General features: G+C 65.5%; 22 protein-coding genes. 6 read left to right on the top strand and 16 right to left on the bottom strand.

Annotation, left to right across the window (positions count from 1 at the left end; translation table 11 throughout):
* From OEX18_13950 to OEX18_13920, 7 genes are all read right to left on the bottom strand, one after another.
* Positions 1-457 (bottom strand): hypothetical protein (locus tag OEX18_13950; protein MDH4338371.1); only part of this gene is annotated, 457 nt, incomplete at its 3' end.
* A 15-nt stretch (positions 458-472) separates the two neighbouring features.
* Positions 473-805, bottom strand: coding sequence for a DUF2007 domain-containing protein (locus OEX18_13945; protein ID MDH4338370.1), 333 nt, complete (start codon positions 803-805; stop codon positions 473-475).
* Positions 806-850: 45 nt separating this feature from the next.
* Complete coding sequence (locus OEX18_13940; protein MDH4338369.1) at positions 851-1,846, bottom strand: hypothetical protein; 996 nt, start codon at positions 1,844-1,846, stop codon at positions 851-853.
* Between the two features lie 96 nt (positions 1,847-1,942).
* Positions 1,943-2,452, bottom strand: coding sequence for a DUF2938 domain-containing protein (locus OEX18_13935; protein ID MDH4338368.1), 510 nt, complete (start codon positions 2,450-2,452; stop codon positions 1,943-1,945).
* Between the two features lie 7 nt (positions 2,453-2,459).
* On the bottom strand, positions 2,460-2,888 hold the full coding sequence (locus tag OEX18_13930; protein MDH4338367.1) for a hypothetical protein: 429 nt from the start codon (positions 2,886-2,888) through the stop codon (positions 2,460-2,462).
* 79 nt (positions 2,889-2,967) lie between these two features.
* Entirely contained in the window at positions 2,968-3,639 is a 672-nt protein-coding gene (locus OEX18_13925) for a class I SAM-dependent methyltransferase (GenBank protein MDH4338366.1), read from the bottom strand.
* Between the two features lie 141 nt (positions 3,640-3,780).
* A complete protein-coding gene (locus OEX18_13920) occupies positions 3,781-5,355 on the bottom strand; it encodes a serine/threonine protein kinase (protein MDH4338365.1) in 1,575 nt (524 codons plus the stop codon).
* A 516-nt stretch (positions 5,356-5,871) separates the two neighbouring features.
* Here OEX18_13920 and OEX18_13915 point away from each other — a divergent pair.
* The 6 genes from OEX18_13915 to OEX18_13890 all read left to right on the top strand — a co-directional run bounded on the left by OEX18_13915 (position 5,872) and on the right by OEX18_13890 (position 12,508).
* Positions 5,872-7,221 (top strand): BamA/TamA family outer membrane protein, encoded by a 1,350-nt coding sequence (locus OEX18_13915; protein MDH4338364.1) that lies wholly within the window; start codon positions 5,872-5,874, stop codon positions 7,219-7,221.
* Positions 7,221-7,874, top strand: a complete 654-nt coding sequence (locus tag OEX18_13910; protein ID MDH4338363.1) for a hypothetical protein — start codon at positions 7,221-7,223, stop codon at positions 7,872-7,874. Before OEX18_13915 ends, OEX18_13910 begins: the two co-directional genes overlap by 1 nt.
* Positions 7,871-9,439 carry an ATP-binding protein gene (locus tag OEX18_13905; GenBank protein MDH4338362.1) on the top strand — a complete coding sequence of 523 codons (1,569 nt, stop codon included), beginning with the start codon at positions 7,871-7,873 and terminating at the stop codon, positions 9,437-9,439. Before OEX18_13910 ends, OEX18_13905 begins: the two co-directional genes overlap by 4 nt.
* Positions 9,439-10,842, top strand: a complete 1,404-nt coding sequence (locus tag OEX18_13900; protein MDH4338361.1) for a sigma-54 dependent transcriptional regulator — start codon at positions 9,439-9,441, stop codon at positions 10,840-10,842. The genes OEX18_13905 and OEX18_13900 overlap by 1 nt, the downstream gene beginning before the upstream one ends.
* Positions 10,839-11,441, top strand: a complete 603-nt coding sequence (locus tag OEX18_13895; protein MDH4338360.1) for a porin family protein — start codon at positions 10,839-10,841, stop codon at positions 11,439-11,441. The genes OEX18_13900 and OEX18_13895 overlap by 4 nt, the downstream gene beginning before the upstream one ends.
* A gap of 200 nt (positions 11,442-11,641) precedes the next feature.
* Positions 11,642-12,508 (top strand): hypothetical protein, encoded by an 867-nt coding sequence (locus OEX18_13890; GenBank protein MDH4338359.1) that lies wholly within the window; start codon positions 11,642-11,644, stop codon positions 12,506-12,508.
* A gap of 250 nt (positions 12,509-12,758) precedes the next feature.
* Here OEX18_13890 and OEX18_13885 read toward each other — a convergent pair whose 3' ends face one another.
* The 9 genes from OEX18_13885 to OEX18_13845 form a co-directional block, all read right to left on the bottom strand.
* Entirely contained in the window at positions 12,759-13,856 is a 1,098-nt protein-coding gene (locus OEX18_13885) for an NAD(P)H-dependent oxidoreductase (protein ID MDH4338358.1), read from the bottom strand.
* 13 nt (positions 13,857-13,869) lie between these two features.
* On the bottom strand, positions 13,870-14,355 hold the full coding sequence (locus OEX18_13880; GenBank protein ID MDH4338357.1) for a DinB family protein: 486 nt from the start codon (positions 14,353-14,355) through the stop codon (positions 13,870-13,872).
* A gap of 3 nt (positions 14,356-14,358) precedes the next feature.
* Complete coding sequence (locus tag OEX18_13875; GenBank protein MDH4338356.1) at positions 14,359-14,817, bottom strand: SRPBCC family protein; 459 nt, start codon at positions 14,815-14,817, stop codon at positions 14,359-14,361.
* Between the two features lie 16 nt (positions 14,818-14,833).
* On the bottom strand, positions 14,834-15,271 hold the full coding sequence (locus OEX18_13870) for a hypothetical protein (protein MDH4338355.1): 438 nt from the start codon (positions 15,269-15,271) through the stop codon (positions 14,834-14,836).
* A gap of 47 nt (positions 15,272-15,318) precedes the next feature.
* Positions 15,319-16,776, bottom strand: a complete 1,458-nt coding sequence (locus OEX18_13865) for a hypothetical protein (GenBank protein MDH4338354.1) — start codon at positions 16,774-16,776, stop codon at positions 15,319-15,321.
* A 7-nt stretch (positions 16,777-16,783) separates the two neighbouring features.
* Complete coding sequence (locus tag OEX18_13860) at positions 16,784-17,479, bottom strand: DUF4386 domain-containing protein (protein MDH4338353.1); 696 nt, start codon at positions 17,477-17,479, stop codon at positions 16,784-16,786.
* A gap of 19 nt (positions 17,480-17,498) precedes the next feature.
* Positions 17,499-20,324, bottom strand: coding sequence for a DUF3857 domain-containing protein (locus OEX18_13855; protein ID MDH4338352.1), 2,826 nt, complete (start codon positions 20,322-20,324; stop codon positions 17,499-17,501).
* Positions 20,325-20,361: 37 nt separating this feature from the next.
* Entirely contained in the window at positions 20,362-21,204 is an 843-nt protein-coding gene (locus OEX18_13850) for an isocitrate lyase/phosphoenolpyruvate mutase family protein (GenBank protein ID MDH4338351.1), read from the bottom strand.
* Positions 21,205-21,208: 4 nt separating this feature from the next.
* Positions 21,209-21,759 (bottom strand): pyridoxal-dependent decarboxylase (locus OEX18_13845; GenBank protein ID MDH4338350.1); only part of this gene is annotated, 551 nt, incomplete at its 5' end.

Below are 21,759 nucleotides of genomic sequence, written 5' to 3'. Positions count from 1 at the left end.
ATCCAATCGACACCATCATGATGCCGACCAGTACGTCCCAGGCGAAGTATTCGACGGCGAAGAGGGTGGAGGGCCAGACGAGGCGGTAGTCGGGGAGGTGGCCGGCGCGCCAGAGTTGGCGGACGGCGGTGAGCTGGACGAAGTGGACGGTCATGGTGAGGCCGGCCGCGAGGCTGCCGGTCACGAGTGCGGCGAGGGCGGGGACGCGGCGCGGTGCGTCGGCGAAGAACCAGAGGGCGATGACGAGACCGGCGAGTGCGAGGGCGGACAGGATGGTGAGGACTTCCATCACGGCGAGATAAGGGTCGCCGATGGGCTCGCGCGGGGTGGCCTCGATGATCATCCAGAGCGCGATGACTGCGACGTAGCACACCCCGATGCCGAAGATGCCAATCGCGCTCGCGATGCCGAGCCGGTGTGCGGTGGGTGACCAGCGCTCAGATCTTGCGACTTCCACAGGCCATCCACATTCTCAATCCCCCTCAGTCTTCCTTCTTGAGCGGCCCGGGATGAACCAGGAGAAGAGGCCCGTCTCGAGGATCATGCGCAGGCGGTCGCGGAGGGTGATGGGGGCTGAGTCCTCTGCCGGGTGTTCGGTTTCGAACTGGGCGACGATGTCCCGGGCGCGGGCTTCGAGTTCATCGGGCACCATGATTGACTTGGCGTTGTAGTTGTCGATCTTGGGGCCGACAACGATGGAGCCGAACATCTCGTTGTGGACGAAGCATGGGATGCCCTCGGCGTCGAGGACGGAGCGCAACACCACGAGCTCGCTTTCATTCTTCGCTGAATAGACCTTCTTCATCTTGTGCCTTCCTGGCCAACTGGCGCATGAACCCGTTGTGACAGACTAGTCGTCCAGCTCATCCATGCGGATCCGGCAGATTCCCTTGTTGCGCTCGATGAAGTATAGCGCCTTGCCGTCCTGTGTCCACGTTGCACTGTGCAGGTCCTCTGCCGCTCCAAGTGCGTACTCGATCCCGGTCTGCGTATCGACAATGAACAGGCGGATGTCGCGCGGGCGTACCGGCCACAAGGCGAGCATTGGATAATCCCAATGCGAATACTCACGCGCCAGGTACGCCACATAGCGCTCGCCGGGACTGATGCTCAAACTCTGGATTTCCCAACCACCAAAGCGGCTCCTCCGCCGCGTCAGTTCGACCGCGTTGCCATTGGCCTCGATTCGTTCAAGGATGGCAATTTGATCTTGTTCGTTCGAGCCCTTCCAGGTTGCCCGGTAGACGGAAGAGCCGGCTCTGTCACCATTCCACGCCCGCGACTCGATCGAGTTGCGGGTTACCTGGTACCCAATTGCACGTGCGCGCTCAGATGGCGAACCACAAGTCCATTGCAACGAATCGCTTTCGATCATTCGCATTTCACAGCTGTCAGCCACGACAACCGCATGGTATACCCTCCCCCGGAGAAACCCTTTTGCATAGCCGGAGGGTTCCCACGGAAACGCAAGACCCTCATCGAGCCAGCACGATGCCTCCATGTGCGTCGCGAGCCGTTCCGGGACATTTGCTTCATTCTCTACGTGGGTTGCGACCCGGCAATCAGTGTCTGAGCGGAGATCGTAAACATGGATATCGAGAGTGCTGACGTACAGGGCATTGCCGCTCCGAAAGGCTGCATACACCATCCACTGCTCGTTGGGCGACACGGCCAAGTGGGATGTCTCGTCAAGATAGCCGCCCGCGAACACATTGGGTTCGTTGACGAGAATGGTGTACCTGGGGGGCGGAGACGGGCTGGGGTCGCAGAAAAGAACCATGAAGCACGCGCCGTACGCGGCCGCCACTACCAGCAACACGACAATTGCGATTCTTGTTTTCTTCATCCAACCCCGATCGTCACCCCGTCGGCAGCAGCGGCGGGTGCCGCGAGGGACAGGAGAATCAGGCCGATCAGCATACTCACGGACCTGAAGGAGTTGTCAGGCGCGGGCCCGAAGCAGGTAGCTTACTCCCCTGGCGCACACGTACAGCCCGAGTCCGAACACGGTGTGCGTTGCAAGGCTCTTCAGTCTGGCCTGCGCTGGCTTCGGGGTTCTCGATGAGGCAATGCCGAGGCCAAGCGACGGCTGCATGATGAAGAACGGAAAGACCACGGTGGCAATGCCGTATAGCAGCGCGGGCAGCAAGGTGGGTTGCAAGAGCCAGTCACCGGAGGTAGCCACAACAAGCACCAGCGCGAACGTGACACCAATGGTGTAATGGGCCATCCAGCCGGTCGCGCACTCAAATGACTTCTGCGGCGCGGCGGTGATCTTCTTATGCCTGAAAGTGCCTCCCGGCATGTGGCGAAGCCAGCGCCCGAGCAAGCAGTAGTTGAGTGATGCAATGCCAAACGCGCGCTTCAGGAACAGATTCCAAAGATCCATTACCATGGTCGCACCAATGCCAACGGCAATTGCGCCGGCGATGTGGTCTGCCCCGATGCTCATGATCTATTCACCCCGCCTGATGCGGGAGTTCCGCTTTCGGCCGGACGGGAACGCGACCGCGCTTGAGCAGCCACGCGAGGTAGCCGGCGGCAACCACGTCGTACGCGAAGCAGAACGGGGGCCACACGACTGGCATGCCGGTGTTGGAGATGACCCGGTCGTGCACAAGATCGAAAAGGCCATGCGCCGCAAGCGCGCCCGCCACCAGCCAGAGCGACGATCTGAATCCGATCAGCGCGGCCAACACGAACGCCACACCAATCAGGGTCTCGAGGACGAGCGTCTGCGTGGGCGCTCCCATGACGGCGAACAGGACATAGTATGACGCGACAACGATGGTGATGGTGGGATAGAAGCTGCGGTCGCGGTCCAGGCCGACGCCCGTGCCCATCAGCCCTACGGCAACTGCCAGTATCGCGCCGACGACCAGCGGCATGACGTTCTCCTTTTCTCGACCTCGGCCAACGGAAGCATAGCCCTCGCCCGCGCCACTGTCCACTGCGCGTGTTGCCGCCCTACCCCTTCCGCACCTCGCACACCACGCTGCTCTCGTCCACCTCCGTGACCTCGCCCGCAACACCTACCTTCGCGCACAACTCCTGGAAACCCGCGGGGGTCATGCGGCCGGCGCGGAAGCCGTCGGTGCAGACGATGACGCCGTCCATTGAGGCCGCGTGGTCCACGGGGCCCACGAGACCTTCTGCCGCCTGGGCGTCGAACCAGGCGAGGCGGTGTTCCCAGAACGCGTCGGCGTAGCTGGAGAAGAGCACGCGTCCGCCGGGGCGGGTGACGCGCAGGGCCTCTTTGATAAGCGACGCAGTATCGAGGCGGAACGCGCAGATGCCGTTCTGCAGGCACAGCACGACATCGAATGAGTCATTCGGAAAGCCCAGGTGGAGCGCGTCCATCTCCATGAAGACGCAGTTGGGCGCATGCACGGTCTCCCTTGCGCAAGCGATACTCTCGGCGGCGGTATCGATGCCGACCACGCGCGCTGCCACATCGGCCACGCGCCGCGCGATGCGCCCGGTGCCACAACCCAGTTCAAGAACGCTGTCGGTGGGACGGATGCGCGAGAGGGCGTGGACGATCTCGGCCTCGAAGTACCGCTGCACGCGCGGCGCCGCGATCTCATAGCAGCGCTCGAGGCGCCGGCCGGCGAGCTTCCGGGAGTAGTAGGAGGTCATCTGGGGCGCCAATCCGTTCCGGCTTCTGCGACCCGACTATTGAACGCCATTCAATGCGCCCATGGCAAGGGGCGCCCCACCTCCCGGCACAGCTGCCGCCTCCGCAAGCAGTACGACAACCGCAACTCCTACCCTCCCGCGTCAAGCGGTCCCGCGCACCGGCTTATGCAGATCCCACCATTCGTGCGCGCGCTCGGTGGTCCACGTGGTGCGTGTCGCGATGCTCTTCAGCGCCGCCGCAAGCGCGTCCGCGGATGCGGGCCGCTCGTCGGGGTTCTTGGAGAGACACGCCATGACGACCTCCTCCAGCGCCGGCGGAACCTCCAGTTCCGTTCGCGCCGATGGTGGAACCGGCGTCTCGTGCGCGTGTAGCGTGACGACCTCCATGGCCGTCTTGCCCGTGAACACCACCTGCCCGGTGATCAACCAGTACGCCACGCAGCCCACCGCGTAGACGTCGGTGCGCGCGTCGACCGGCCGGTTGCCCAGCACCTGCTCGGGGGCCATGTACGCGGGCGTGCCCGCCACCGCGTGATCGCTGGTGAGCTGGGTGTCGTCGTCATCGTCCACGTACCGCTTCTTGACCATCCCGAAGTCCAGCACCTTCACGAAGTCCACTTCGCGGCCGTAGCGGCACACGAACACGTTGGCGGGCTTGATGTCGCGGTGAATCAGGCCGTTGGCGTGCGCCTCGCCCAGCGAATGACACACCTGCGCGAGCATGGCGACGGCGCGCTCGGCGGGAACCGGCCCGAAGCGCTTGACCAGTGTTTCCAGGTCGAAGCCTTCCAGCAGTTCCATCACGTAGTAGAAGGTGCCGTCGTTGGCCATTCCGAAGTCGTAGAGTTCGATGGTGTGCGGCGAGCGCATCAGCGCGGTGGCCTGCGCCTCGCGCCCGAACCGCTCCTGCAGTTCGCGATGGTGGCGTTCGTCGGACCCATCGGACGTGCGCACCAGCTTGATGGCGGCGGGCCGCGCCAGCAGGTGATGCTCCGCGCGCCACACTTCGCCCATGCCGCCGCTGCCGAGACGCTCGATGAGCCGGTAGCCGCCCAGCTCGCGCGCGCGGGTGACTTCCCTGCCGAGACCGTAGACCACACGCGAGCCCACGTACGCCATCAGCGCAACCAGCAGATACGGGAACACAAGCCCGAAGAAAAACCTCATCGGTGTGAGGCCGGGGACGGGATGTTCACCGATCGCCAGGGCGAGCACGACAGGAACCGAGCTCACCGAAACCAGCGTGGCAACGACGGCACGGCGCGGCGGGTTGGGAACCACAACCGTGTACAGCAGGACCCACACGGCCACCCACGACAGACCCAGGCGCTGGTCGCCGGAGAGCCCGGTTGGATCCGCAAACTCCGCCACCGCGATGCCGTAGCTGCCCACCACCTCGAACACGAGTCCGATGAGCATGATTTGTGAGAGCGGCAGGCGCCGGCTTCGGGCCACACCCGCCACCAGCAACGCCATCGCAATGGAAATGCTGCCGGGTCCCCAGGAGATGAAGCGGGTGGTGAAGCGGGCGCGGTCGGCGGGGTCCATGAACTGCGGAAAGAGCCCCGCCATGAAGAAGATGAACGCGTACAGAAGCGCGAGGATGTACAAGCGGCGCGCGGCGCGTTCGAGGAGGTCGGGCGGCGGGCCGGAGGCGCGGGCACGGCGGCCCTCGTCGCGCATGAAGAGCTTTTCGCCGGAAGCGGGGGTTGTCATGCTGGCCAGTCTAAGCCCCAACGTGCGGTGATGCCAGCGTCTACTGGCTACCGCGTTCCAGTCCCGATGCCTTGCGGCCACCCCGTGCGAAGCCCGGCGTGGCCGTGCTCTGCAGCCGCAGCGCCCCACGCACGGCCGCATCTTGCGGATCTCGCCGCCCTGGCCGTGGCCGAGACTCCAGGATCACGTCACCGCGCTTCACCGAGGTGTTCACCACTCCCACTCCTCGTCGTCGAAGCGAGTCGGCGCCGCTTCGCCAATCGCGTAGTCTTCGCGGCGCTCGAGCAGGGGATTCACCGCCCCTCCCATCGGGCGCGGGGGTGTTGAACGCTGGTAATCACGACCTGACTTCGACCAGGCCACCCACCCGGTCCCGCCAGTCACAGGTGTGCGGTTTCTTCACAGTCGGTGGGATTGCGCCGGCCGCACCAGCCTCGTAACATGTTATTTAACAATACACTAGCGCTGATTGACACGCTCCCACCCGTGGCACAACACTTGCGCTTCGGCGATGCCATGAAGCGCCTCCTCATTGTAATCCTTGTGCTGTTGTGCACGGTACTGGCCGGATTGGCGGGTGCGCAGCCCTCGCTTCGGCTGGAAAGGGTCGAGATCACGGGCAACGAGCGCACCGCCTCGCCGGTGGTGCTGCGCCACCTGGCCCTGGAGCCCGGCGACGGAATCGACGCCGACATTCTCGACGCGGCGCGGACACGGCTCGTACTCACCGGGTATTTCAAGTCGGTCGATTTCTCGACGCAGCCGGGCAGCGCGCGCGGTGACGTGGTGCTGAAGGTGGCGCTGGAGGAGCGCGGCAACCCGGTCTTCGAAACCGGATTCGGGTACAACGACCTCAACGGCTGGTTTCTGACACTCCTCGGCGTGCGCTTCGACAACACGCTCGGCGAGGATTCGCAACTGCGCTTTGGCCTGCGCCTCGGCTTCCGCATGGCCGGTATGGATGGCGAATGGCGTAAGCCGATCTCCGAAAGCGGCCGCCTCGCGCTGAACACGAAACTGTTTGTCTACGGGACCAACCAGCTCTTCTACCAGAGCAACGTCACTCCCGGCGGCGCGACGAGTTGGGACGCGTACAAGCAAAACATCGGCCGCGCCGGTTTGGAAGCGACACTCCAGTACGCGCTCAACGACGCGGTGCGCCTGGAGTTCGGTGTGGGGGCAGCCGGAGCGAGTCCGGACAGTTCGTTCAGCGCGGTGGGGGATGTGTCCTCCACGCCAAGTTCGCTGCCCGACGAACTCCTCCCCGACACCAAAGATGCAACCATCACCGGTCTCGTGTTTCGCGCTTTCCGGGACACGCGCAACAGCGACGTGTATCCGACGCACGGCTCATTCCTGCGCGCCACACTCAATGCCAACGGAGACATCGGCGAGCGAGCGCAAGCGTTCACCAAAGCGACACTGGATGCGCGCGTCCACCTGCACATCCACGAGGGCTGGGTGCTTTCGAATCGCGTTGGCGGCGGCGTCACCTCGCGCGGCACGCCGTACTACGAGCGCTTCCTGCTGGGCGGCAACTACTCGGTGCGCGGCTTTGCCGAACTGAGCCTCTCGCCCACCGGCGGCGACGACGCATACTGGCTCGTCAACGAGGAACTCCGCTGGCCGCTCGCGGGGTCTCCGGGCAGGCCGCGGGTGGTGGGACTGGCGTTCCTCGACGCCGGCCAGGGGATCCGCCACGGCGAGACCCTGAACGCGGACGACATCGACGTCGGCGCGGGCTACGGCGTGCGCGTGCTGTTGCCGTGGGCGGGAACGCTGGGCATGGACGTCGGCATCCCGCTCACCGACGGCGGCACCGACGAGCGCTTCCGCGTCCACCTGCTGCTGGGGTTCTCGTTCTGATGCGGCGCCCCCTGATGATAACGGCGGTGGCAGCCGTCGCGTGGCTCGCCGCGGCGGCAACCGAGGCCCGCGCAGCGGCGCGACCGCAGATCACCCGCGTGGACGTCACCACCATGAATAGCGAACTTGTGTGCACGATCATCAGCACCGGCCTGTTCACCGAGCAGGTGGTCAACACGGTGGAGAGCGGGCTCCCCGCCGTGGTCGAATTGCTCTACCGCGTGGTGGATTCGCGCGACCACTCGCTGCGCCGCGGTCTGTACTCCATGGAGATCCGCTGCGACGTATGGAACAACGTCTACGCGCTTGTCCGTGACGACACGTCGTACACGTACGCGTCCTTCGCACTGGTGTCGGCGGCGGTAGAACGGCTGGAGCAAGTGCCGGTGATGCCGCTTTCCGCGCTGGATGACGCCACCGACATCTCGGTGGAATGGGCCATCGCCGTGTATCCGCTCCGCGGGAAAGAGCAGGAGAGTATCGTCGGCTGGGTACAGGAGCAGGTGGGCGGACAGTCGAGCCGGACGTGGCGCGAACAGGTGTTGAACATCGACGACCTGATCCGGCGCTTGTCGTCAAAAGACACCGGCCGGCGTAGCGCGTGGTTTCGTTCGCCCTCGTACCGGCCACCGGTGGAGAAAGAACGGCCATGAAATCGATCCGCTCGCGTCTGGTGGTCATGTGCCTCGTGGTGGCGGCGCTGCCCGCGGTGCCGCTGGCACTCGCGGTGCAATCGCTGCTCGACAAGACTTTCAATGTCGGCTTGAACGAGACCATGGAGGAGGCTCTAAAGAGCGGTGTCGCCATGTCGCGCGACGCGTGGGACGAACAGTGCGCGCGCTTCGCGGGCGATGTCCGCGCGCTCCTGGTGGACCTGGGCGGCGCCCTTCCGGATTCGGGCCGCGTCGCACTCGCGATGAAGTCCCGCGCGTCCCTGGGTTCGACGCTGCACGGGTTCGTGCTGGCGCGCGCCACCGGTGCCGCGGGCGACACACTCGACACGCCGTTGCTCTCCTTCTCCGCGAACGAGACATACCAGCGCCTGACCGGCAACCGATCCTTCATCACGAAGCCGTCCGGCACGGGCGGCGACCTGCGGCTGTTCGAGTCCACCGACCGCAGCCTGCTCCTCGCCACGTGGACGCCACCCGCCGGAAACGAACGGCTCCTGTTGTTCAGCCAGACGGATCCGTCCTTCCTGCGCCGTGCGGAGGACCTCATCGCCGCGCGACAGCTATTCGCCACACTGCAGCTCACGCGCGCGGGGCTGACGCGGAGCTTCTTCTATTCCTTCGTTGTCATCTACGGCGCGTGCGTGGTTCTCGCACTGGCGCTCTCGCTCCTGATCGCCGAGCGTATCGCAACCCCGATCCGCCGGCTGTCCGCCGGCGCCGGCATGGTTGCAGCAGGCGACTGGGGCTACCGCCTGGACATCCGCGGCGGCGGCGAAACCGGGCACCTGGTGGATGCGTTCAACGACATGGTGGCGCGGCTCGACGATCAGCGCCGGCGCCTGGTGGACATGGAAAAGATGGCGGCGTGGCGCGAGGTGGCGCGACACCTGGCGCACGAGATCAAGAACCCCCTCTTGCCGATCCGGCTCACCATCGAAGAACTGCGCGACCAGTATCGCGGCGACGACCCCGCCTTCCGCGCGCTGCTCGCCGAAAGCACGCGCGTGGTCGGGGAGGAAGTCGAGCAGCTGCAGCGCCTGGTCCGCCAGTTCTCCGAGTTTGCAAAGATGCCCGAATTGGAGGTGCGCGCAGGCTCACTGGACGCCCTCGCCCACGACGTGGCCGCGCTCTATCCGCAGGTGACGACCACGCACGCGGCGGCGGATCCGCTCGACCGCTTCCCGTTCGATCCGGAAGCGATGCGCCGCGTGCTGATCAATCTGTATGACAACGCGGTGGCGATGATGCCGGCTGGCGGAACCGTGGTGCGTACTTCCGTTCAGTGCGCGGACGGCCAGGCCGTCATGCGCGTCGGCGACAACGGACCGGGCATTCCGCCGGAGCACCGCGCGCGCATCTTCGAACCCTACTTCACGACGCGCCGCGAGGGCACCGGCCTCGGGCTGGCCATGGTCAAGAATGCGGTGCTGCTGCACGGCGGCGACATCGCCGTAGAGAGCACCGTCGGTGCTGGTACTACTTTCATTATTCGACTGCCGCTGGCCGGTCCTCCGCCCGCGCCGGCCGCGCACAGGGAGGCATGATGCCCGGACGCGTTCTCATCATCGACGACGAACCCAACATCCGGCGGATGCTGGAAATGATCCACCGCAACACCGGCTGGGAAACGGCGACGGCACCCGGCGGCACGCAGGCGCTGGAGCTGCTCGCGCACGAGTCGTTCGATGTCGTGTTTCTCGATCTGTCCATGCCCGACCGCGACGGCCTCGAGGTGCTGGCGGACATTCGCCGCCTGAAGCCCGACCAGCTCGTCGTCATTCTCACCGGGCAGGGCACCATCGACCGCGCGGTCGAGGCCACCCGGCTGGGTGCGTTCGACTTTCTGGAGAAGGACTGCGGCAAGGAGCGAATTCTTCTCACATCGCGCAACGCCCTCGACCACAGCGCGCTCGCCGGCGAGAACCGCAAACTCCGTTCGCGCGCCGGCAAGCGCCGCGAGTTCATGGGCGAGAGCCGTGCTGCGGTGGAAGTCATGGCGCAGATCCGGCGTGTGGCACCCACGCCCGCGCGCGTTCTGATTCTCGGCGAATCCGGCACGGGCAAGGAGCTGCTGGCCCAGGCCATCCACGACCGCAGCGCCCGCGCCGGCGGCCCCTTCGTCAAAGTCAATTGTGCCGCCATTCCCGAAGAACTGATCGAGTCCGAACTCTTCGGAGCCGAGCGGGGCGCGTACACCGGGTCCGTGCAGTCACGCGAAGGCAAGTGGCAGGCGGCCGACGGAGGCACGTTGTTCCTGGACGAAGTCGGCGACATGAGCCTCAAGGTACAAACCAAGGTCCTGCGCGCGCTGCAGGAGGGCGAGATCCAGAAAGTTGGCAGCAGCGAGATCATCCGTGTCGACGTGCGCGTCGTCGCCGCCACCAACAAGAACCTCGCCGACGAAGTGGCGGGCGGGCGCTTCCGCGAGGATCTCTACTATCGGCTCAACGTGGTGCCGATCACGGTGCCGCCGTTGCGCGAACGCGGCGAAGACATCGTTCTGCTCGCGCGCGCATTTCTCGCCGAGTACTGCGTCGAGAACGACATGGCGCCCAGAACCTTCGACAACGAGGTGCTGGCAGCCCTCGCGGCGTATCCGTGGCCGGGGAATGTACGCGAGCTGCGCAATCAGGTGGAGCGCGTGGCGATCATGTGTCCGGGCCGTGTGGTACGGATGGATGATCTGAGCGCGGAAGTGCGCGTGGGCGCTTCGTTCATCGTGGCGTCAAAATCATCCCCCGCCGCAGACGTCACGCAAGCCGCCGGCAAGTCCCTGCACGACGCACGCCGGCAAATGGAGCGCGATCTGATCGCGCGTACCCTGGAGAAGTTCAATTGGAACGTGTCACGCGCGGCCGAGGAACTGGGGCTGGGGCGCACGAACCTGCACAAGAAGATGAAGGCGCTCGGTATCGAGCGCAAGACAACCGGAGGACAAACACCATGAAACGTATCCTTTCCACCATCGCAATCCTGGCATCCACTCTGTCGTTCAGCAGCGTAGGTGCGCAGGAACACCCGTCCGACAAGGGTCTGTCGCTTGCGCTGCGGTTGAGCGGCGGCGAGTTCAGGGCGACCGACGTCACCTCCGACACAAAGATCTCCGACGCCGGCGGCGGCCTCGCACTCACCGTCGGCTACGATTTCAATCCGGTGTTCGGCCTGCAGGTCGAGTTTGCCGGAAACGGTTTTTCGAGTCTCGCGCCGGGCCTGGAAGCGGCAACCGGATCGGTGGCGCTTCTCATGCAGTACCGCTTCCTTCCGGGCCACATTACGCGCCCTTACCTGCGCGCCGGCTTGGCCGGTTACGGCCTGACCTTCCGGAGCGATCTCGGCGACGTCAACGCCAACGGTGGCAGCGTTCCCTTGAGCGCCGGGGTCGAGTTCCTGGTGGCGCGCCATGTGGCACTGGGCCTCGACGTGACCCATCATATTGTTGCCTTCGATGAAGTCAGCGTCGAAGTGTCCGATGTCGGACTCGCGTACGACATCGACGCCGACGGGTCACAGACCAATCTCTCCATGTCGGTGCTGTTCTATTTCTAGGCGCGGCGTATGGTTTCTGCAACCGTGAACGGGGCGTGACACCGGGACACACTGTGACTGTGTGGCACGGTGACAGCGGGCACGGCGGCGCGTGCAACCCATTATATAGCATCATATTATGAGAATTTGCCCGGTGGCACGTCTACTGCTTTACCCCTCCCCAGGGAACATCAACCACCACCCTCAAGGAGGGGTCAATCATGGGAACGCACACAATTCGCACATCACTCGCGGGACTCTTTATGCTGGCCGCACTGTCGGGATGCAGCACTGACTCGGTCACACTGCCCGACACCACAAACACGAACGCGCCGGCACTGCCCGCCGTTTCGACGATGAAGTTCGAGCTCGATTTCTACGGCGTCAGCGCACCGACACTGGACGCGCAGTCGCTGACCACCGGGGCGCCGAGCGACGCCATGCTCCTCTCCGCCAGCGGCGGCGACCATGAGAACTGGATCAACGCGTACGTGCGCGCGGTCTTCATCCACCTCAGCACGTTCGACATGCTCGAAGAACCCATCGGCGCCTTCGCCTACGCCATCCACTCCGTTCCGCGGGAGCAGCCCGACGGCTCGTACCTGTGGACGTACATCTTCGTCGACCAGGCGATCGAGTACAGCGTGTTCCTGTTTGGCATGCCCAAGCAGGACACGGTCGAGTGGCGCATGGAAGTCTCGTCGAACGATCCGGCGCTGCTCCTGAACCACTTTGTGTGGTTCAGCGGCGAATCCCGGCACGACGACACCGGCGGTTACTGGCAGTTCTTTGACCCGATCGACCAGACGAACGGTATCGCGAGTGCGCGTATCGAGTGGACGAACGGCAAAGTGGAAGACACGCTGACGCTGACGGTCAACGGGAGCGGATACGAGAACGAAGGCGACATCCTCACCTTCACCGACAGCAAGACCACCGGCTCCATCGAGTACTACGACGCGAGCGCGAGCCTCACGTCCAGCATCATCTGGCACGCCAACGGTACGGGGAGCTTGACCGTCCCCGACTACAACGGCGGCGCGACGGCCTGCTGGGATCGCGAGCAGCGCAACGTCGCCTGCCAGTAGGCGCCTTGCTGCAACTGCATCGGAAGCGGCGGCTCACCCGAAAGCGGGTGGGCCGTCGTCATTTGGCCCCACCCCGTTCTTCCGTTATCACTTCCGCTCCGGTTTGCGGCGTATGGGACAGATGGCTATGTCCCATTCCGGAGGTCCAGTAAACGCCCGCTCGTGGAAACGCTCGATCGCGCCTCCATGACCATGGCCATCTAGACAACTATTGCATACTTCAGGTTCGACAATGGCACCGGGCCGGCGCCTACTGGCTACCGCGTTCCAGTCCCGACGCCTTGCGGCCGCCCCGTGCATATCCCGGCGTGGCCGTGCTCTGCAGCCGCAGCGCCAGGTCCAGGCAGCGGTCCAGCAACGCGCGCGCGCCGTCGTGCAGCGTCTTGCTGTGCTGAACCACCTCGACGTTGCGTTCCATGTCCTCCGCCGTCCAGCCACGGCTGTGTGCGATGTAGGGGAACTGCGGAAACTGCATGCCCAGTTCCGCGAAGAACTGCATGGTCTGCCCGGCGACGGCCTGGATGTTGTCCTGACCGCCGGTGACGATGAGTCCCGCCACCTTGTCCCTGAGCATGACGCGGTTCTTGAGGGTAATCTGGTTCTGTACCGTGTTGAGCCGCTCCGCCATCTTGAAGTACAACGAACTCGCGGCACCCCAGCGGATGGGCGTCGCGATGAGTACCACGTCGGCCCAGAACACCAGGTTCTCGTAGACATCGTTCATGCCGTCGTTGAGATCCATCTGCGAAATGCTGCACGGCCAGGTGCACGCGTGCGCGCTCTTGGAGTAGTAGCCCTCGCAGGCGCGAAAATTGAGATCGCGCAGCTTGAGCATGCGCGCTTCCAGAGAATGCGCTGCGCGCGCGTGTTCGAGTGCGGTTTCCAGCAACGCCTCGGAGGTGGAATAGCGCGGGTTGGCGGTGTCCATGACGGTGGTGGAAATGCCGACGACGCGCAGCGGACCCGGTTGGCGCTTGACCTCGCGGTCGAGGGGATGCGGATCGTGCGGGAGCTTGTTGCGCCTGGTGACGGCGGCATCCAGCACCAGCACGCGCCCGCCCTCCACCTTGCACTCGAAGCGCGGCACGCGGTCAGCTTCGAAGCCCGGCTCGCCCTCGCCAGTGACGCGGTGGAACTTCCAGTTGTGCCACGGGCACACGATGTAGTCGCCGTCCAGCCTTCCGTGCCCAAGTGGTCCGCCGGCGTGGTTGCAGGCGTTGTGGACCGCCCCGAAGGTGCCTCCGACGCACGAGAGCGCGATCTTCGTGTTTCCCGCCACGACCTGCTGCAGCTGCTGCTGCGACAGCTCCGCCGCGTCACCCACGTCGTGCCACTGTCCGCGTTTCATGGGGTGCGCCTTTCTACCGCTCGTCGGCCGTGGGGCCGTAGATCGCCGGCAGCGCCACGCCGAGCATGCGCAGATACACCGACAACTGCCCGCGGTGGTGGATGAGGTGGTTGAACGTGGTGCTGCGGATTACCACGAAGCGTGGGAGTTCAAAGATGACGCGGTCGCCGTAGCGATACCGAAACGGCGCCAGCAACTGCTCGGGCGTCAGCGCGCCCAGGGTTTCGTACGAGCGGGCGATGTTGGCGTCGAAGGTGTCCAGGATTTCGGGCACGGTGCCGGTGTTCGACTGGTACGTGTTGTAGTCGCACTCGTCCTGCAGCAGCGGCACGATGAACAAGCCGGGAATATCGGCGATGTGCCCCGCGACCTTCCCCAGCGTGCTGGACTTCTCGTGCGGCCGCCACCCGAGCGACTCCGGCGGCACGCGCTCCAGCATCTTGCGCGTGGAGCGGGCCTCGATCTTGAGTTCGGCAACAAACGCGTCGATGGGGTTCATGGTCTACGCCCCGTCCGGGATGTCCGGATCGACCAGCAGCGTGAGCAGCTGCAAGCTCTCCTGCCATCCCAGGTAGCAGAGCTCCAGCGGGATGGCCGCGGGAATCCCCTCCTGGACGATGGTGAGCTCGGTGCCGCAACTGACCGCGCGCAGCGAGACGGTCATCTGCATCTCGCCCGGCAGGTTGGGGTCGTCGAACGCGTCCGTGTAGCGGATGCGCTCGTTGGGCGTCAGCTCGACGTACTTGCCGCCGAACGAGTGGCTCGATCCGGTGCCGAAGTTGGTGAATGACATCTTGTACCCGCCGCCCACGCGCGGGTCCATCTGGTGGACCTTGCCGGTGAATCCATGCGGCGCCATCCACTTGACGAGCGCGTCGGGATCGAGAAAGGCGCGGTACACCCGTTCGGCGGGCGCGCGCAGCACGCGGTGCAGGCGCACCGTATTGGTTGAATTGGCCATGTTGCTTTCTCCCTTGCTACACCAGCACGCCGCGCCTGGCCATCTTCTTCGCGTACAGGTACAGGCCCAGCGCGATTGCAAAGATGACCACGGTGAAGATCATCCCCGTTGCGCCCATGATTTCCATGCCCTCGGAGAGCCCGTAGTTCTGGATCGCGGTTACCACCACGCACAGCAGCGAGACCAGAAACACGTGGACAGCCAGCTTGCGGCGCATGAGCAGCAGCACCGTGCCCAGCAGGCCGCCCCACACCGCGAGCGCCCAGGTCGAAACCACCCACGCCGGTAACCCGTAGAAGTACTCGAGCTCCTCGGCCGAGAACTTGGCCATGTACGTCTCGTTCCTGGTCTGCGTCATCAGGTAGTCCACCACACCCATGATGTTCCACAACAGACCCACAATCCCGATGATCCACAGATGACGCGGGGTTGACACGGTTCGTGCTTCGGACATGGCTGCCTCCTCGGTTCAGGGAACGGAACGCGCTGGGGCGCGTCCGCTCAACGACTCGCCTGCATGACGGCGCTCCGCAACTGCCGGGTATTGTCCATTGCCTTCGGGTCCACTTCAACCGCAATCGTGCCGTCGGCCCGCTGCGCCATGCGTAACCCCACCCGCGCGAAGGCCGCCTCGAGCGGCAACGGCTCGGTGCCGTGAATATGGCGCCGGTAAAAGGCGTCCCAGTCGCCGGGGGCGAGGCTTCCGAGTGCCACGCGGATGTCCTCCCACGCATAGGGCCGGGCCCCGCCGTCGGTGTTGCGCAGCATCACCCGCAGCAGGTCGCCCACACCCTCTCTGCCCCCCGTCGCGCCGCGGATCTCGATGTCCCACAGGAAGGCCACCAACGCGCCGCCGCTGTAGAGCGGCGGACCCTTGCGGGTGCCGGGCGCGTCGAGCGGTGTCGCGAGCTCGCGATACTGGGTGACGTGGGTTGCGAGTTTGGCGTAGAACATTTCGTCGGTGGTCAATCCCCCCGAAACCAGCGCGAGGTTGGCCGCGTACTCGGTGAAACCTTCCTGGAACCACTGCGAGCTCGCATAGTCGGCGCCGCGCAGTCGCCACGCGTTCCAGTAGTGGAACACCTCGTGCGCGATGGTGTTGCCCCAGTCGCCCAGGTTGGCGCGCGCGGGCGTGTCGTGATACGACATCGCGAAGCTGGCGCGGAACGACTCGCCGCCCCGCTCCTCCAGCGGCAGCAGCACCACCAGGTAGTCGCCCGGTCCGGAGAACCCGATGAAGCCGACCAGCCGCTCTGCCACCACGCCCAGCACGCGCAGCACTTCCCCGCGCGCGGATTCCCAGTGCCCCAGCGCAATCACTTTGAGGTTGAATCCACCGGCGGTGAGCACGTCCGGCGCACCCTTCACAAACGCGACCAGGTTTTCGGTGAGATCTTCGGCGGCGGCAACCGACACGCTGCGGCGCGCACCGCGCAATGCCGGCCACGGCACCACCGGCTGCCAGTCACGCGGCAATACGAAGCTCACCTCGCTCACCCCCTGCGCCGGCGTGGTGATGAACAGCGAGCGGCCGATCACCACCATGTGACGCGCGTCGGCAAACGCGGCTTCGCGCGGCGCCGGCCAGTCGCGCGCCGCAAGCGGGGTGTAGTCCACCAGGTACTCCAGGGTGAGCGGACCGTCGGCGCGCCGCGCGAGCACCCAGCCACGGGCACCGTTGGCGGTGACGCCCACACTATTGCCGGCGGCATCGCGCACGCGCAGCCGCTGCACCAGCGCGGGCCAGCCCGCATCGGCGACCTCGGGAATGTCGCCCGGCCGCGACGTATCCATGCGTAGTTCGGTAGTGTTCCCCGGCACGGTGGCGCGCACGGCCACGCGGTGGGACGCCGGATCGCGCACCTGTATCTGGTAGATCGCGGTGGTTTCGGCCTGCGATTGCGTCGCGCCCGCCGCGAGAACGACGGCGACCAGCAAAATGGCGAGGAGCCATCTCACGCGCCCATCAACCCGCCGTCACCGGCCGCTCCCTGGCCCCCTTGATCAACAGCCACAGCATGAACGCCACCTCTCCGAGCAGCGCCGGGATGGTGACCATCTCCACCCACGCCGCATACTGCGGCAGCACCAGGCCGCTGACGCTCAGCGCCAGGTACGCGATGCCGTTGATGATGAGCCAGTAACCGAACAGGCGGGGAATGAAGCGCGAGCGGATGGCCAGCATCCCCAGCGGAAACAGCCATATCCCCCACAGCACCTCGGCGGCGAGCACCTGCTGTCCGTGCAGGCGCATGAAGAAGTGCGCAAGGGCGTCGCGCTGCGGTGCGTCGAAGGCGGCCAGGTAGTCCGCCCCGCTCACGAAGGCGAGTGCCGCGATGTCGTTCAGGACGATGAGGAAGTCGACGGCGGCGGGGAGGATGCCGCCCACGATCACCACCAGCACCGCGAGCTGGTGGTCGACATCCCGGAACAGCCGGTAGAGGGCGAAGGTGAGAAAGAGCACGATGACGCCGCACGCCAGCTCGCTCATTATCCCGAGCCTGAAGAGCGTCTCGTTGGCGGCGATGTTGGCGGCCGTCGCGGCCGCGTCTCCGCGCACGAACAGCTTGCCCGGAATGTAGAGCAGCCGCAGGGGCGCGACGAGGGTCAGCAGAAGATACAGAAGTCCGGCGATTCGTGCGTTTCTTTGCACCGTGGTCATGTGCACTTCCTCCTGGCAACTACATGTTCAGTCGGGCGAGAAAGACAATGATGATCAGCATGATGACGACAAAGATGATAGCCCGGATCCGCGCACGGCGCGAAGATGCGACATCGACCGGCGCGGCGTCCCCACCCAGCACCTTTACCACTGTCGCCGCCATGGCGGGACTCAACCCCTGCCCGGCCAACCACGCCGCCACCTCCGCAGCCGGAATGCCCTGCTCGAGGCGGGCCCGGGCGAGTTCCTCGAGTTCGTCCGCGCTGCCCGCCGCGTGGGCCGGTGCGTCCCCGTTCGCCGCCAGGGCGGGCGGGGGCTGATGCAGCGGACCGCGCGCAACGAACGTCCGTTTGACCCGGTCCGACTGGTGGAAGTAGGTGATCCAGACGGCGCCAAAGGCCATCATCGGGAAGATGTCCATCAGCGGCTCGGTTGATTCGAGGTCGCGCAGCTCCGCGGGCAACAGCGCACCGGCCAGCATGTTGTCGGCAATCACGTAGACGAAGCGCGCCACCACGTAGAGCATAAACATCCTGGGAACGCTGGAGCGATGGCGGTAGAACAGCCACATCATCAGTCCCCACGCAACCGCGCCCGCCACCAGGAACACCACTTCGAAACCGAGGATCACGGTCAGACCGGAGCCGAACCCCGACACGATTTCCGCGTCGAAACACGCCGCGAGGTCGGAGATCGAGGCCAGGTCGCGCAGGGGGGCGATCGCCGTCCCGATGACGGGCAGCAGCAACCATCCGCGAATCCCCGCCGGCCCGTCGGCGCGCTCGGGCCGCCGCGGTTCGGGATCGTAGCGGGCATACAGCCGCCTGGCACCCCACAGCGAACCCGCCAGGCTGGCCAGCGCCACCAGCACCATGCCCCAGCTGATCCCGGACGCCCCCGCGTTCCGCCCCCGGATGAGGTGGTAGGTCAGGTTGCTGCGGATGCGGTCGTGCCGGGCGATGAAATCGGCCACGTCCGCCGCGTCGATGTAGTCGCGCGTGCGACTGTATTCGTATTCGATCCGGATCTGGTCGCCCCGCGTCGACACCCGTTCCCAGTAGCGGAACCCCTTGCCCTTGATGTCGGTCTCCTGCGGCCTCGCCGGCCAGCGTCCCGGCGGATCGATGATGAACTCGTGCCGGAAGTCGATGCGCCCCACCTCGTAGGGCATGGTGCGATCGGGACTGCTGTTCCACAGCGTCTCGTTGTCCAGCGACAGCGGGAAGAATTCCACGTAGCGCACGCTGGTGTCCTCTTCGGACTGGATCCAGATGTTGTCGATGCGGTAGGACTCGTTCACCACCACCACATTGTCGCTGTCTCTTTGCTGGTCTTCCAAGGAGAGGTCGGCCGTCGCCGTGATCTGCGGATACATGGCGGCGTAGTAGGACAGGTACTGCTTCTGGATGCTGGCGAGATCCGTGTAGGCGAACATGAAGCGAATCATGTCGGCGCGCGATCCACGGTACTCCGTCTTTACGGTCAGGTCGGCGCCGCCGGCGTCGTCCACACGGAAATGCTCCGTCACCACCGTACGCCCCGTCCTGGGTTCCGGCAACGGGGTCAGATCGTCGCTGTCGGGTGCCACGATCAGACCGAAACGGTAGTCCGGGAAATACATCTGATCGAGGTCCCCACCCTGGTGCGACGCGGTGGGATCCACGAACCGCATCTCATCGCCGTAGCGGAACGCCACCACGCAATGATCGAAGTCGCCGGGCGCGACCGCAAACTCATCGGCGGAACGGGGCCCCGCCGTGTTGACCAGCATGGGGTACGCATCGACGCCCATTTCCTCCAGGAGAACGCTGAGCAGCAGGGACTTGTCCTTGCAGTCGCCGTAACGCTGCTCCCACACCCGGGTGGGCGGGTGGGGCACGTATGCGCTCATTCCCTCCAGGAGCCCGAGGTAGCGAACCTCGTCCTGCACGAAGTGGATGGCCTGCATGATGTTCTCGGGCGAATGCGAGAAGTTCAGCGCCTCCCCGGCCATCTCGCGCAGGCGTGCCCGTTCCGGCTCCGACACCGCGAACAGCGGAACCGCCCACGCGGCCACCGCGCCCCAGTTGGCAAAATCGGTGAACTTGACCATGGGGAATTCCTGCGCCATGTACCAGCCGGGCACGTGGTTGTCGTAGTCGCTCCCCTTCAGTTGCTCCCGCTTCCACTGGTAGTCGGTGTATCCCGCGGCCTGGGTGACTTCGGGCTCGAGGTCGGTCTTGTGGTGCTTGATGACGATGTCGCCACCGTCCGGCACCCGGATGCGCACCAGCCACAACTCGATGGGCATCATGGAGTCCAGCCACAGGTTGCCGAAGTCGTGGTCGTCATAGGCGGGGTTCTGACCGCTCTGGGAATACGCGTACTCGATGATGTCTCCCACCCGGACGTCCGACAGATGGATCGACGCGGTGAGCGACCCGTCGTACATGTACCGCTCCATGTTGGTCTCGCGCTGAAATGTCTGCACGCGATCCACACCGAGTTTGTCGATGACCATGCCACCGCGGTGCAGCCGCAGCCGGTGCAGGGTCAACGTCTCGAAGGATGGGTCGTAGTCGATGGTGAGATCGGAGAGTTGCTGGACGCCCTCGTGGCTCACGATCTGGACGGCGGTGTGGATGTAGGAGGTTTGCGATTCGACGTCGTGCTGGAAGTCGTAGAGCAGCGCGTTGGAGGCGCCGGAGCGGGCGCGGGGCTTCATTTCATTCGGCGCCGGGAACTGGTGCGGGATCACCCAGCCGGGTTCCGGCCCGACGCGCGGCTCGTTGGCGACCGCCGGCAGCGCGGGCGCGAGTGCCGCGGCGGCCAGGAGCATTGCGCCCCCGATCAGCGTGGCTCGCATGCGTGGACCTGTGGGGCGGCGCACTCCGAAAACCCCCTCACTCCGGGCCATCCGCAAGATAGCCGCCGGCCTCGGCGCGCGACAGCATGTCCCGCATGCCCGACGTGTCATTGTGTTTGATGAGTGCATCCGCGATTTCTTCGAATCTTCGCAACAGTGCGCGCAGGACGAACGGCCCGAAACTCACCCGGTTGATGCCGATGGATTGTAGCACCGGCAACGGCGCCGCGGTGGGCGATCCCAGGATGTTGATGGGCGCGGCGATACGCTCGCGCAGCAGGCGCACGGTCGCTTCGTCGCCGGGACCGATGGGGTACACGCAGTCCGCGCCGGCAATCGCATAGGCGGTGGCGCGCGCCACGGCATCCTCGGTGGCGTCGGCGGGGTCCGCGAAGGCGCCCGATTCGTAGCTGTCGATACGCGCATTGATGACCAGGTGCAGCCCCTCGCGCGCCGCGCACGCCCGCACGGTTGCGATCCGCGCGCACTGCTCCTCCACCGGGCGCATATTGCCACCCTTCAACCCGTCCTCGATGTTGACACCCACCACCCCGCTCGCGATCACGGCGCGGATGGTTTCCTCCAGTTCGGAAATCGACTTCGCATAACCGGCCTCGATGTCCGCCGTCACCGGGACGACCACGCTGCGCGCGATGCGGCCGATGACGTCGATAAGCGTGCTGCGCTTGATTCGCTCGCCGTCCCTGTAGCCGAGCGAGGTGGATATCGCGGCGCTCGCCGTGGCCACCGCGCGGTATCCCTTCGCCTGCAGGATGCGCGCGCCGATGGGATCCCACACGTTGGGCAGAATGAGCATGCGGCCGCCGCCGTGCAGCGAGAGCAGCGTCGTGGCCTTTTGCTTCTGAGCAGAGTCCGTCATCTCGTCACCTGCCCTTCGCGGCGCGCAGGATCGCCGAAAGACTTGCCTCCACATCGGCGTCCGTGGTGGCCCACGACGAGACGCTGATGCGCATGGCGGTTCTTCCCTGCCACACCGTCCCCCCGCACCAGCACGTCCCGTCCTCCTGGATGGCCGCGATCACGCGGCGTGTCTCCTCCGGCAAGCCGAACGACACCATCACCTGGTTGAGCACCACGTCGTTGAGGATCTCGTAGCCGGCTGCGTGCAGCCCCTCGGCAAAACGCCGCGCCTGCGCGCAGGAGCGGTCGACCATGGCGGCGAGCCCCGACTTCCCCAGCGAGTGCAGCGCCGCCCACACCTCGATGCCGCGCGCGCGCCGCGACATTTCCGGAACGAACAGGTGCGGGTCGCGCGATTCGCCTTCCACCAGGTACGCCGCGCTGACCGACATGGCCGCGTTGAGGTGGCGCTTGTCGCCCGCCCGCGCTGGCCATGGTGGCAGGCGATCCGAGGGCGTCCAGTTCTTCCAGCACGCGTGACGGCTGCACCGGTTCCTCCTGCAGCGGGCGGTGC

The organism is Candidatus Krumholzibacteriia bacterium, from assembly GCA_029865265.1.
GTDB lineage: Bacteria > Krumholzibacteriota > Krumholzibacteriia > WVZY01 > JAKEHA01 > JAKEHA01.
The sequence above is the reverse complement of the archived record's forward strand: the minus strand, read 5'-3'. Positions and strand labels throughout refer to the sequence as shown.